Consider the following 13,627-nt stretch of genomic DNA (forward strand, 5'->3'; position numbering starts at 1 on the left):
CGGTATAAATTGTTTTAGACCCATATAAAGTTTGACTCCCTGTAAAGAAGTGTGTACTATCTTTATAGGGAGTTTTTGTCTGTTCGTAAAGAAGGGCTCTCCTTTGGACTGGAATTTTTCCCGGGTTTTGATGCGGCAGAATGTTTTCTTAATAAGGAGGAATGTGTAACGTGGAAATCAGAATATCCGTGCGCAGCCTGGTGGAATTTATCCTGCGCAGCGGCAGTATAGACAACCGGAAGGGCGCGGCACCTGATAATGCTATGGCGGAGGGCGGACGGATCCACCGCATGATTCAGCGGAGAATGGGATCCGATTACCAGGCGGAGGTAGTGATGCGCTACAGATGGAGCACTTCTGCTTACGATTTGGTGGTGGAAGGCAGGGCCGACGGAGTTATCAGCGGAGACGTTGTTACCATAGATGAGATTAAAGGAACCTACCGTGATTTGGACAAAATGAAAGAGCCGGTGGATGTCCATCTGGCCCAGGCCAAATGCTATGCCTGTATGTATGCCAGAGAGCATGAAAGCATGCAGATGAAGGTACGGATGACCTACTGTAATATAGAAACAGAAGAGCTGCGGTATTTTGTGAATACCTACCAGCGTGCCGAACTGGATGAATGGTTTGATGCCCTGCTGCAGGAATATAAAAAATGGGCGGATTTCTCCAACGAGTGGCAAAAGACAAGGACGGCTTCCATCCGCCAGCTGGATTTTCCATTTCCCTACAGGGAAGGGCAGAAGGAACTGGCTACCTATGTATACCGCAGTATTGTGCATAAGCGGAAGCTGTTTATAGAAGCCCCCACCGGGGTGGGAAAAACAATTTCCACGGTGTTCCCCGCTGTTAAGGCTCTTGGGGAAGGCAAGGCGGAACGGATTTTTTACCTGACGGCTAAAACCATCACACGTACGGTGGCGGATAATACCTTCCAGCTGCTTAGGGAGAGACAGCTGCGGTTTAAGACGGTTATTCTGACCGCGAAGGATAAAATCTGTTTTATGGAAGAAACGGAATGCAATCCCGGAGCCTGCCCTTATGCTGACGGCCACTATGACCGGATTAACGAGGCGATCTACGATCTGCTGATTCATGAGGATCATTACAACCGGGAAAAGGTGGAGGAATATGCCCGGAAATATAAGGTGTGCCCATTTGAAATGAGCCTGGACATGAGCCTTTTTTCCGACGGGATTATCTGTGATTATAACTATGTTTTCGATCCCCATGTATATTTGAAGCGTTTTTTTGCGGAGGGTGTACAGGGGCAGTATATTTTCCTCATCGACGAAGCCCATAACCTGGTGGACAGGGGAAGGGAAATGTACAGTGCGGTACTGGTGAAGGAAGATTTCCTGGCTTTAAAAAAGATAGTGCGGGAATATGACGGCAAGATGGAAAACCAGCTGGACCGGTGCAGCAGGGAGCTTCTTCCTCTGAAACGGGAATGTGAGGACTGCCGTATTGTAGGTTCCATCGAGCCTTTTGTACAGGCTGTGGAGCGGCTGTATGAAACCATGGAAAAATATCTGGAGGAGCATGACGATAGCCCTGTCAGGGATGAGGTGCTGGACTTCTTTTTTGAGGTGTCCCATTTCCTCCTGATCTATGACAAGCTGGACGACAACTATGTGATTTATACGGAGCTGGAGGAGGATGACCGTTTCCTTGTGAAGCTGTTTTGCGTAAATCCTTCGGTGAATCTGAAGGAATGCATGGAACGGGCGAGGAGCACCGTACTTTTTTCAGCGACACTTCTGCCCATCCAGTATTATAAGAGCCTTTTGGGGGGAGACAAGGAAGATTTTGAGGTATATGCCAAATCCACCTTCAATCCCAAGAAAAAGGCACTTTATATAGGAAGTGATGTCACCAGCAAGTACACAAGAAGGTCACCCAGGGAATATTATAATATCGCCAGCTATCTTCATGAGATTACCAGGATGCGCCATGGGAATTATTTGATCTTTTTCCCCTCTCATTCCTTCCTTCAGAGCGTGTTTGAAGTCTACGAGGAACACTTCCTGGATACGGAAACGGAAGAGTGCATGATTCAGGAGGATATCATGAGTGAAGCGGAAAGGGAAGAATTTTTGGGCCGCTTTGAAGGAAACCGGAATTGTGAGCTGGGCGATGTGATTCACATGGACATTGAGGTGGAAGAGGAAAAGAGCCTTCTGGGGTTTTGTGTTATGGGAGGTATATTCAGTGAAGGTATCGATCTGAAGAATGACAGCCTCATAGGGGCAATCATCGTGGGAACCGGCCTTCCCCAGGTATGCAATGAGCGGGAAATTCTGAAATGCTACTTCGATGCCGCCGGTAAAAACGGATTTGATTATGCTTACCGTTACCCGGGTATGAATAAGGTTCTTCAGGCCGCAGGAAGGGTAATACGTACCGCGGAGGATGTGGGTATCGTGGCCCTTCTGGATGACAGGTTCCTGAACGGTGCTTATCAGCAGCTCTTCCCCAGAGAATGGGAGGAATACGAAGTGGTCACGGCAGACAGAGTGGCACGCCGGGTGGAACGGTTCTGGGATGAATGGCTGTTCACAAAAGAAAAAAGCTGAGGGAAATCCCCCGCCAACGCAAGGTTATTCCTTTTTGCCGGCGGGGGATTTGCCTTATGTGTGATTGCCCGGATGTCTGTTGCCGCCGCATTTTCTTACGGCAAGCCCAGTAAATGCGCTTACCTGCTGAACAGTTACAGCAATAATTCAATTTCTTCCTTATAGGGGGGAAGCGTCTTTTCCGGGTTTTCCGGATCCGGACGGTACGGCGTTTCCAGGATTCTGGGAATACCCGGAAAATCGGGATGATGGACGATATACCTTAAGGCATCGTAGCCGATGGTACCTTCTCCGATGTTGGCATGGCGGTCTTTGCCGGCTCCCAGGACGTTCTTGCTGTCATTGATATGAAAGACCGCGATCTGGTCCTTTCCCAGCCGTTTGTCAAACTGTTCCATAACGCCTTCAAAATCCGTTACGATATCGTAACCTGCGTCATTCACGTGACAGGTATCAAAGCATATCCGTAATTTCTCATTACAGACTACCCCATCATAGATGGCGGCAAGTTCTTCAAAGCTCCGGCCGATTTCCGAACCCTTGCCGGCCATGGTTTCCAGGGCAATACAGCAGGGGGTATCCGGCGTCAGCACCGCGTTCAGCCCCTGGACGATCCGGCGGATACCGGTTTCGGTCCCGGCGCCCACATGGGCACCCGGATGGAGGATAAGGATCTTGCTGCCCATAGCAATGGTGCGTTCCAGCTCCAGGGCGAGGAAATCCACAGCCAGTGTATAGGTATCCGGGTTTACCGAATTGCCCAGATTAATGATATAAGGGGCGTGGATAACAAAGTCCTCTATCCCGTTTTCCGCCATATAATCCCGGGCGGCATCGATATTCAGTTCTCCAATCGCCTTCCGTTTGGTATTCTGGGGGGCGCCGGTGTAGACCATAAAGGTATTGGCTCCATAGGAAACCGCTTCTTTGGCAGAACCAAGCAGCATATCCTTTCCGCCCATTTTTACATGTGATCCTATTTTTATCATATATGAAAACTCCATAGTAATGCAGATTTGTGTGAACGGTTATAACTGTTCAGTCCCTTCACATGCACTGTCAAAATTCCTGTTTCCTGTATTTAGCGCCGCCTTTTCAGACAGCAAGTTAGTATATCACAGGTTCTGCCGGATGTCCATGGTATGTTTCGTCACGGGGGCAGATAAAAAAGCCGGTGCCGCCATGGTTCCCTCGTTCCCCCCGGGCAGGCGGGATAGTGGTTATGTGGAAAAAATTGTGGAATGTGCGGATTATCAGAAAATGACACGCAGTTTTCCTGGAATGACATGTGGAAAACATGTTTATGACAGTCGGAATTGTGGATAACTATGTGGAAAGTGGGGATTTCTTTTGCAGATATTGTCGAATTGACACGTTTGGAGTCGGTTATACACATTTTCACATCATGGTCGATATAAAGTAAAAAAACTGCAGCAGTCAATTTTATTATGTAAATCAATGTGGATAATTTAAAAGGCTTATCCACAGAAACAGGGAAAAAACTAATAGAAAAAAAGGTGTGAATTACGCTTATCCACACATATGGATAAGTGGAAAACGATGCAAATAAAAAGTGGAAAGCGAAAATGGGATATGGTATACTATAGCGTGCACATGCGCCTCATCAAAAGGAGAGGCGGCGTAACAGTTCCGTATGCTCCGAACTGTTACGGGGCGAAAGCAAATTTAGTTAGGAGGACACAAGTATGTGGGCTTACGAAAGTGTATTTTATCAGATATATCCTCTGGGGTTCTGCGGGGCGCCGTTTGAAAATGACGGAAGCACTCCTGCATCGGAACAGGCCGGAATACAAAAGGTTAACGGCTGGATTGGGCATATAAAGAAGCTGGGTGCCAATGCCATCTATTTTTCTCCGTTGTTTGAATCGGATACCCATGGCTATAATACCAGGGACTTCAGAAAGGTGGACTGCCGTCTTGGCACAAACGAAGATTTCAAAAAGGTTTGTGAAACCCTTCATGAAGAAGGGATCCGCGTGGTACTGGACGGTGTGTTCAACCATGTGGGAAGAGGCTTCTGGGCATTTCAGGATGTGGTGAAAAACAGGGAGAATTCTCCCTATTTACATTGGTTCCATATTGATTTGGGAGGAAACTCCAATTATAATGACGGCTTATGGTACGAAGGCTGGGAAGGCAATTATGACCTTGTGAAGCTTAATCTGCAGAATGAGGAAGTAATTACCCATATTTTTGACAGTGTGAGATTCTGGGTGGATGAATTTGACATAGACGGCCTGCGGCTGGATGTGGCCTATTGCCTGGATCACAACTTTGTCAGACGGCTCCGCAGCCTTTGTGACGGGCTGAAGCCGGACTTTTTCCTTGTGGGAGAGATGCTGCACGGGGACTATAAGGTTCTGGTGAATGAGGGGATGCTGCATTCCGCTACCAATTATGAATGCTATAAGGGACTGCATTCCAGCTTTAACAGCATGAATATGTTTGAAATTAACCATTCCCTGTTAAGACAGTTCGGAGCGGAAAACTGGACGCTGTATAAAGGGCTGCATCTGTTTTCTTTTGTGGATAACCATGATGTGACCAGGATAGCCAGCCTTCTGGGAAATGAAAAGCATCTGCCTCTGATCTATGCCATGATGTTCGGAATGCCGGGGATTCCCTGTGTATATTATGGAAGCGAGTGGGGAGCCATGGGAAATAAGAGTGACGGCGATCAGGCTCTGCGCGCATGTTTTGCGGAGCCGCAGGAGAATGAATTGACAGCGTTTATCGGAAAGCTGGCAAAGGCTAAAAAGGCGTCACATGCGCTCAATTATGGAAATTTCAGTTCTGTTGTCCTGACGAACAGGCAGTGTATCTTTGAACGGGCGGCGCAGGGAGAACGGGTGCTTGTAGCAATAAATGCGGATGGCGAGCCATATACGGCGCACTTTGATGCAGGCTGCGGAACGGCGGTTGATTTGATTAGCGGTGAAAGCCATGATTTCGGCGGAGGGAGCACGCTGCCCCCCTACAGCGCTTTTTACTGGAAATGTGAAGCGTAAGGAGATGATCCGGGGAACCGTTCAGGCGGGCCTGCGTATTTCCTGTGCAGTCTGTCCAAACGGTTCCGTCTTAAAGCCCTGAAAGGCGGGGACGGGATCACCTGTCGTTATCCTGGTTTTATGCGGGGGCATCCAGAAGGCTGCGGACGGCACGGACGGCATCCCCGTCGGTCTGCCAGATTTCATATTCGCTCATTCCGGGTATGCCCATGGAGACATGAGATCTGCGGAACTGCATGCCGCTTTCCAGTATCCGTTTGCCGGACATATGGAAGGCTGTTAGAGAGGTTTCCGCAAGCAGGGTGCGTACAGCGCCGGCATTTACACCTGCGCCCGCCAGTATGGTCAGATCCGTTCCCGCTTTTTCCTGAAGCTCCTGTAAAAGTGCGATACCTTCCAGGCAGGAAGGGGCCTGGCCGGAAGTGAGGATGGTATCGATACCCAGCTCCCTGGACTGCTCCAGCGCCTCAAAAGGATCCCGGCACATATCAAAGGCACGGTGCAGGGTAACGGACATCCCGTCCGCCGCTTCCATCAGCTGCTTCATATATTCCATATGCAGGGAACCGGCAGGGGTCAGGCAGCCGATGACCACCCCTTCTGCGCCCGCCTGACGAAATTGGCGCACTTCCTCCGCAATAACCTGGAATTCTTCCCCGGAATATAGGAAATCGCCGAAACGGGGCCTTATCAGAGCATGGATCCGGATATCCGAAAGCATGCGGATACGGCGGAAAAGGGAAAGTGTGGGGGTGGTTCCTCCGATGATCAGATTGGAACACAGCTCCAGCCTGTCAGCCCCGCCCTTTTCGGCAATAAGAGCGGATTCCACGGAGTCAACACAGCATTCTAATAAATAAGAAGACATGGCAGAACCTCCTGTTATATATTTCCGGTCCGCGGGCCATACTCCCGGCCGGACCTGTCCTGTATCCAGTGTATCACAGGGAGAAAGGAAAAACCATAAAAGGATGTTTTTGTTGTTTTCAGCGATGAATGTGTACAAACTGTGAACAAAATCTTATGAAATTCATAATTTGTTAAAAAAGTTTATAAAAACTATTTACAAGTTTAGAGAAAAGTGTTATTCTCATTTTCGTAATACAGATGCAGCCGCATGTAAGGCTGTATGTTTCGATTAGGAGGAGAATTAATTATGAAGAAAAAATTAGTAGCAGTTTTAACAGCAGCAGTTATGACATCCGCACTTATGGTAGCATGTGGTTCCAGCGATGCAGCAGCACCGGTTGAATCCAGCGCAGTAGAATCTTCCGTTGAAGCTACTGTAGAATCCAGCGTAGCAGAGTCCAGCGAAGCAGAATCTTCCGTAGAAGCTTCTACCGAAGCAGCTACCGAATCCGTAGAGCCTACAACAGAAGCAGCTACCGAGACTGAGACAGGTTCCACCGAAGCTACAGAAACCGCTTCTACCGAAGCAACTGAGACAGCTTCCACCGAAGCAGCTGAATAATTCAGTCGTCTGCTTTTAAATATTCTGCAGTATTGCAGAACACAAACAGAAATAGAATAACGTAAAGAGAAAGCAGGTTTTCCGATGGGAAACCTGCTTTTTTTTGAACAACGGATGGCCCGCGCAGCGAGTCAGACATTGTTTGCGCATTGTAGGAGGATAAGAGCAAAGATCGGAACAGCTACGAGACTTTCCATCCTGTTTCAGGACAAAAGGCGGAGCCTGGAGGCAAGCTTCCCTGCAAGGAAATTTCCGGCCAGCCCGGCCAGGACACCGAACAGGATCCCGCAGAGCACATCCGTAGGATAGTGGACATAGAGGTAAAGGCGGGAAAAAGCAATGAGCGCCGCCAGAATCATGGCAGGGATCCCCAGCCGTCTGTTGTTTTTCAAAATTGCCGTTGCGGATGCAAAGGATGCATAGGTATGGCCGGACGGAAAGGAAAAATCCGTGGGAGCGGCAATGAGAAGTTCAATGGCCGTATTAACGGTAAAGGGCCTCAGCCTCGCTATCAGCGGCTTTAAAATCATATTTCCCGTCACCACCATAATGAGCAGGGCAATTGCCGAAGCAATGCCTGTTTTTCTTGTTTTGGGTATAATAAGAAGGACAACGGTGAGCAGAATCCAGAATATGCCGGCATTTCCCAAAGCAGAGATAAAGGGCATGACAATATCCAGGAATTCATTACGGAACAGGTGCTGTATGGCGTTTAAAAATTCAATTTCCCAGCTCATAGTGTTTCCTTTCGTCTAGTTTTTTCCTTATAATGAGGAAGCATATCAAATGGGCGACTGCCGTAACCAGCCAGGTGACCGGATAAGACAGGTAGAGGACAAAAAGGCTGCGGTGCCATTGGAATACGGTAAATATCCACAGTATACGCAGCCCGCAGGCTCCGGCAAGGGAGACGATCATGGGGATAATGGAATAATTCAGGCCTCTCATGCTTCCCACCAGTACGTCCATCAGGCCGCAGAGAAAATAAACCGTGCAGATGACCTGCATACGCATCAGGCCGTACCGGATAACTTCAGGATCGGAAGAATAGATCTGCAGCAGCTTATCGCCGAAAAAAAAGGCCAGATTCCCCAGGACCAGCCCGACGGTAAAGACAAGCGCTTCGCAGGTAATCAGGATTTTGTTGATCCGTTCCTTTTTATCCGCTCCCAGATTCTGGCTGGTAAAGCTTAAACATGCCTGGTAAAAGGCGTTCATGGAGGTATATACAAAACCCTCCAGATTGCTGGAAGCGGTGCTTCCCGCCATGGCAACGGAACCAAAGGAGTTGATGGAGGACTGGATTAAAACGTTGGATATGGAAAATATTGCGCCCTGCATCCCTGCAGGCAGCCCGATGCGGATCATTTGGATCAGCTTATCCTTATGGATATGCAGCCGGTTTAAATACAGCTTAAAACAGCCGGTTTCATGGAGCAGGCAGCGCAATACAAGCAAGGCGGAAACACATTGGGATATGACGGTTGCTGTGGCTACACCTGCCACCCCCATATCAAAGCAGATGACAAAGACCAGATTCAGGACCACATTGATAATGCCGGCGGCAAAAAGGAAATACAAGGGCCTCTGGGTATCCCCGGTCGCCCGCAGGACAGCCGCGCCGAAATTGTACAGCATGGTGGCAGGCATGCCGACAAAAAAAATACGCATATAAAGAGTGGCCTGGCTTAATACATCGTCAGGAGTCCCCATCAGGGTCAGCAGCGGCTTCGCCAGTACGATTCCGAAGAAAATCAGAAAGGTCCCGCACAAAAGGCTTAATAAAATAGAGGTGTGAACCGTTTCACTCACCGCTTTTTCCTGGCGTGCTCCCATATAATTGGCGACCAGGACGTTGGTGCCGATGGAAAGGCCGATAAAAACATTTACCAGCAGATTGATTAGGGAACCGGTGCTTCCCACCGCCGCAAGCGCCTGATGGCCTGCGAACCGTCCGACCACTACGATATCGGCGGCATTGAAAAGAAGCTGCAGGATTCCGGAAAGCATGAGCGGCACCGCAAATTTTAAAAGCTTTCCGGTGAGTGGGCCGTTACACATGTCAATTTCATATGATTTTGTCTTCATGATATGTGGAGTATCCTTTTTTTATGTGTGCTGAGAAAAATTTATAAATTTTTCCGGATTTCCGGAATATGGAAACCCTTCTTTATAAATTGTACCTCCGTTTTGACGGAAGCACAAGTCTTTCTGCCGGAGGATTTGGGAGTTAAAAAATAACGGAAAAAAAAGTTGACAATACGATATGATATTGTTATAGTGGTAATAGAACAAATAAAACAACAGAAACAACAGAAACAACAGGAGGGCATGTGTATGAATATTTCCAAATTTACACAAAAATCCATGGAGGCCGTAGAGCGCTGCCAGAAGCTGGCGTATGAATACGGCAACCAGGAAATTGAAGAAGAACATCTGCTCTACAGCCTGCTTACCATAGAAGACAGCCTGATACTGAAGCTGATTGAGAAAATGGGAATCCAGAAGGAACACTTTGTGAACCGGGCGGAGAATGCGGTGAGCAAGCGTGTGAAAGTACAGGGCGGCCAGGTCTATGTGGGAAGAGAGCTGAATCAGGTTCTGACATCCGCAGAGGATGAAGCCAGACAGATGGGAGACGAATATGTTTCGGTGGAGCATCTGTTCCTGAGCATGATTAAGCATCCCAATAAGGAAATCAAAGCCATCTGGACGGAATACGGCATTACCAGAGAACGTTTTCTCCAGGCGCTTTCCACAGTGAGAGGCAATCAGAGGGTGACCAGTGATAACCCGGAGGCCACCTACGATACGCTGGAAAAATACGGCGAGGATCTGGTGGAGAAGGCCAGAAACCAGAAGCTGGATCCGGTGATTGGCAGAGACGCGGAGATCCGTAATGTCATCCGTATCCTCTCCAGAAAGACGAAAAATAATCCGGTGCTTATCGGGGAACCCGGTGTCGGCAAGACGGCGGTTGTGGAAGGCCTGGCACAGAGGATTGTGCGGGGGGATGTTCCCCAGGGGCTGAAGGATAAGAAAATATTTGCCCTGGATATGGGGGCGCTGGTTGCCGGCGCCAAATACCGGGGAGAATTTGAGGAACGTCTGAAGGCGGTGCTGGAGGATGTGAAGAACAGTGAAGGACAGATTATCCTGTTCATTGACGAACTGCATACCATTGTCGGCGCAGGCAAGACCGAGGGCAGCATGGATGCGGGCAATATGCTCAAGCCTATGCTGGCAAGAGGTGAGCTGCACTGTATCGGCGCCACCACACTGGACGAATACAGGCAGTATATTGAGAAGGATGCCGCCCTGGAAAGACGGTTCCAGCCGGTCATGGTGGAGGAGCCTACGGTGGAGGATACCATTTCTATCCTCCGGGGGCTGAAGGAGCGTTATGAAGTATACCACGGCGTGAAAATCATGGACAACGCGCTGGTGAGCGCCGCCGTTTTGTCCAACCGCTATATATCCGACCGGTTCCTGCCGGATAAGGCCATTGATCTGGTGGATGAAGCCTGCGCCCTGATTAAAACGGAACTGGATTCCATGCCTACCGAGCTGGATGAACTGCAGCGTAAAATCATGCAGATGGAAATAGAAGAAGCCGCCCTGAAGAAGGAAGAGGACCGGTTAAGCCAGGAGCGTCTGGCCGATCTGCAGAGGGAGCTGGCGGAACTGAAGGAAGAATTCCAGAACCGCAAGGCACAGTGGGACAACGAAAAAGCCAGTGTGGATAAGCTTTCCAGGCTCAGGGAGCAGATTGATGCCGTGCACAGCCAGATAGAAATCGCCCAGCGGGAAGGCGATCTGGAAAAGGCCGCCCAGTTAAGCTACGGACAGCTGCCTGAACTGCGCAAGCAGCTGGAGGTTGAAGAAGAAAAGGTCAGGAGCGAGGATCTTTCCCTTGTCCATGAGAGTGTGAGCGAGGATGAAATCGCAAAGATTGTGTCCAGATGGACCGGAATCCCGATTTCCAAGCTGACGGAAAGTGAAAGGAACAAAACCCTGCATCTGGATGAAGAACTCCATAAAAGGGTGGTCGGACAGGATGAGGGCGTTACCAAAGTGACGGAAGCCATCATCCGTTCCAAAGCCGGGATCAAGGATCCCACCAAGCCCATTGGTTCCTTCCTGTTCCTGGGGCCTACCGGCGTAGGTAAGACGGAGCTGGCCAAAGCACTGGCCGCATCCTTATTTGATGATGAGAACAACATGGTCCGTATAGATATGAGCGAATACATGGAGAAATATTCCGTGTCCAGGCTGATCGGGGCGCCTCCGGGTTATGTAGGCTATGAGGAAGGGGGACAGCTGACCGAGGCCGTAAGGAGAAAACCCTATTCCGTGGTTCTGTTTGATGAGATCGAAAAGGCACATCCGGATGTATTCAATGTGCTTCTGCAGGTGCTGGATGACGGGCGTATTACGGACTCCCAGGGGCGCACGGTAGACTTTAAAAACACCATATTGATTATGACCTCCAATATCGGCGCCAATTACCTGCTGGAAGGAATCAGCCAGGACGGACGGATTTCAGAGGATACAGAAAGGCTGGTAATGACGGATCTGCGGGGCCATTTCAGACCGGAGTTCCTGAACCGTCTCGATGAAATCATCCTCTTCAAGCCGCTTGACAAGGACAACATTGCCGGCATTATCAAGCTGATTATAGGCGATCTGAACCGGCGTCTTTCCGACAGGGAGCTGACGATTGAACTCACACCCGCCGCGGAAGAATTTGTGGTGGAAAATGCCTATGATCCGGCCTATGGAGCAAGGCCGTTAAAGAGATATATCCAGAAGCATGTGGAGACTCTTTCCGCAAAGCTGATCCTGCAGGATGCTGTAGGAGAAGGGGATACGATACTCATTGATGTGAAAGACGGCAGGCTGGAAGCCCACAGGAAGGAAGTTCCTGCTATGGCATAAGAGTAAAAATAGAAAGCGCCGGGACGGTCCGCAAGCAGCAAACAATCGTCCCGGCGCTTTCAGCGTATTCTTATTTCCCGGTATTTTTCTCATCCGGTTTTTTCCCGGACCCAAAGCGGCCCATCAGTGCCACAACCAGGCTGATAATGATGATTACGGTGAAAATTCCCACCATACCTTTCCCCATAATAGAAAGGGTGATTAAAAAATTATCCCACATATAAATTCTCCTTTCCCGGAAAATCGGTTTCTATAAATAAAAGAACAAGAATCTTACAGATAGGCGGAAACAAGGCTGATAACCAGACCTCCCGCAATAACGGAAGCAATCTGTCCGGATACGTTTACTCCTGTCGCCTGCATGATGAGGATATTGCCCGGATCCTCCTTCATAGCCATTTTCTGAACCACACGCGCCGACATGGGGAAGGCCGAAATGCCGGCAGCCCCGATCATGGGATTGATTTTTTCCTTGCGGAACAGATTCAGTACCTTGGCAAAGACAACCCCTCCGATGGTATCAAACACGAAAGCCAGAAGGCCGATAATCATGATGAGCAGGGTGTCAAACCGTACAAAAGCATCTGCGCGCATGCTGAAGGAAATGGTGATGCCCAGCAGCAGTGTGATGAGGTTGGCAAGGGAGGTCTGTGCCGTATCGGAAAGGTTGCCCAGTACGCCGCATTCCCGGAGCAGGTTGCCGAACATCAGAAATCCCACCAGGGAAACGGATGCGGGAGAAATCAGGCCTACAAGGAAGGTAACGATAATGGGGAACAGGATACGGGTTGTCTTGGTTACCGGCCTGGAAGACTTGGCGGGCATACGGATCAGACGTTCCTTTTTCGTGGTAACCAGGCGGATGGCGAAAGGCTGTACAATAGGCACAAGCGCCATGTAGGAATAAGCGGCCACCGCAATCGGGCCTACATAGCGGGAACCCAGCACCTGGGATACCAGAATGGAGGTAGGGCCGTCGGCGGCACCGATAATACCGATGGAAGCCGCGTCCTTTAAGTCAAAGCCCATCAGTGCCGCGGCGCAGATGGCAAAGAAAATACCGAACTGTGCGGCCGCTCCGAAGAGGAACATAATGGGCTGGGAGAGAAGCGGCCCGAAATCGATCATGGCGCCGATACCGATGAACAACAGGATAGGCAGCGCCTCGGAGGCTTCAATTCCCACTTCAAACAGCCATTCAATGATACCGTTTACTTCCCCGATACCCGTCATTGTCTGATTGATGACACCTGACAGAGGAAGATTGACGAGAATGGCGCCGAAGCCCATGGGAAGGAGCAGCGCAGGTTCATACTCTTTTTTGATTGCAAGATAAATGAGCAGGAGGCCTACCACATACATGATGGCCTGCTGGGGGGTGATGGACAGTAATCCTTCATAAATGAATTCCATACTTTTTCATCCTTTCTGAATTTGTTGGTAAAAAAAGGGGGGAAACCGGCATGTACGAAGTTTGTGTAATAAAAAAGAGACTTCCGGCTTGACGCCAAAAGTCTCGTTCTTTCCCATAGAGAAAGTGTACAACCATGATCACGTTATCCGGGCAGAAGGCTGAAAGAAATGCTGCATTCTGCAAGCGGCAGACAGAT

General features: G+C 49.4%; 10 protein-coding genes. 4 read left to right on the top strand and 6 right to left on the bottom strand.

The window, feature by feature from the left end; genetic code table 11:
* Positions 1 to 161 precede the first annotated feature (161 nt).
* Positions 162 to 2,579 carry an ATP-dependent DNA helicase gene (locus DXA36_RS18930; protein ID WP_118681045.1) on the top strand — a complete coding sequence of 806 codons (2,418 nt, stop codon included), beginning with the start codon at positions 162 to 164 and terminating at the stop codon, positions 2,577 to 2,579.
* A 134-nt stretch (positions 2,580 to 2,713) separates the two neighbouring features.
* Here DXA36_RS18930 and DXA36_RS18935 read toward each other — a convergent pair whose 3' ends face one another.
* Positions 2,714 to 3,568 carry a deoxyribonuclease IV gene (locus DXA36_RS18935; protein ID WP_182479159.1) on the bottom strand — a complete coding sequence of 285 codons (855 nt, stop codon included), beginning with the start codon at positions 3,566 to 3,568 and terminating at the stop codon, positions 2,714 to 2,716.
* A 717-nt stretch (positions 3,569 to 4,285) separates the two neighbouring features.
* On the opposite strand from DXA36_RS18935, the gene DXA36_RS18945 reads away from it, so the two are divergent.
* On the top strand, positions 4,286 to 5,608 hold the full coding sequence (locus DXA36_RS18945) for an alpha-amylase family glycosyl hydrolase (RefSeq protein WP_118681047.1): 1,323 nt from the start codon (positions 4,286 to 4,288) through the stop codon (positions 5,606 to 5,608).
* A gap of 118 nt (positions 5,609 to 5,726) precedes the next feature.
* Here the strand turns inward: DXA36_RS18945 and DXA36_RS18950 are convergent, their stop codons facing one another.
* Positions 5,727 to 6,476 carry a copper homeostasis protein CutC gene (locus DXA36_RS18950; RefSeq protein ID WP_118681048.1) on the bottom strand — a complete coding sequence of 250 codons (750 nt, stop codon included), beginning with the start codon at positions 6,474 to 6,476 and terminating at the stop codon, positions 5,727 to 5,729.
* A gap of 288 nt (positions 6,477 to 6,764) precedes the next feature.
* Here DXA36_RS18950 and DXA36_RS18955 point away from each other — a divergent pair, with 288 nt between their 5' ends.
* Positions 6,765 to 7,079, top strand: a complete 315-nt coding sequence (locus tag DXA36_RS18955) for a hypothetical protein (RefSeq protein WP_118681049.1) — start codon at positions 6,765 to 6,767, stop codon at positions 7,077 to 7,079.
* A 203-nt stretch (positions 7,080 to 7,282) separates the two neighbouring features.
* Here DXA36_RS18955 and DXA36_RS18960 read toward each other — a convergent pair whose 3' ends face one another.
* Entirely contained in the window at positions 7,283 to 7,816 is a 534-nt protein-coding gene (locus DXA36_RS18960; RefSeq protein WP_118681050.1) for a phosphatase PAP2 family protein, read from the bottom strand.
* Positions 7,800 to 9,167 carry an MATE family efflux transporter gene (locus tag DXA36_RS18965; RefSeq protein WP_118681051.1) on the bottom strand — a complete coding sequence of 456 codons (1,368 nt, stop codon included), beginning with the start codon at positions 9,165 to 9,167 and terminating at the stop codon, positions 7,800 to 7,802. The genes DXA36_RS18960 and DXA36_RS18965 overlap by 17 nt, the downstream gene beginning before the upstream one ends.
* Before the next feature lie 249 nt (positions 9,168 to 9,416).
* On the opposite strand from DXA36_RS18965, the gene clpB reads away from it, so the two are divergent.
* Positions 9,417 to 12,017 (top strand): ATP-dependent chaperone ClpB, encoded by a 2,601-nt coding sequence (clpB, locus tag DXA36_RS18970; protein ID WP_118681052.1) that lies wholly within the window; start codon positions 9,417 to 9,419, stop codon positions 12,015 to 12,017.
* Between the two features lie 70 nt (positions 12,018 to 12,087).
* Here clpB and DXA36_RS33045 read toward each other — a convergent pair whose 3' ends face one another.
* Complete coding sequence (locus DXA36_RS33045) at positions 12,088 to 12,237, bottom strand: hypothetical protein (RefSeq protein ID WP_182479160.1); 150 nt, start codon at positions 12,235 to 12,237, stop codon at positions 12,088 to 12,090.
* Positions 12,238 to 12,290: 53 nt separating this feature from the next.
* Positions 12,291 to 13,430, bottom strand: coding sequence for a sodium ion-translocating decarboxylase subunit beta (locus DXA36_RS18975; RefSeq protein WP_118681053.1), 1,140 nt, complete (start codon positions 13,428 to 13,430; stop codon positions 12,291 to 12,293).
* Positions 13,431 to 13,627: the final 197 nt, after the last annotated feature.

The organism is Eisenbergiella sp. OF01-20 (assembly GCF_003478085.1).
In the GTDB taxonomy this organism is placed as follows: Bacteria; Bacillota; Clostridia; order Lachnospirales; family Lachnospiraceae; genus Eisenbergiella.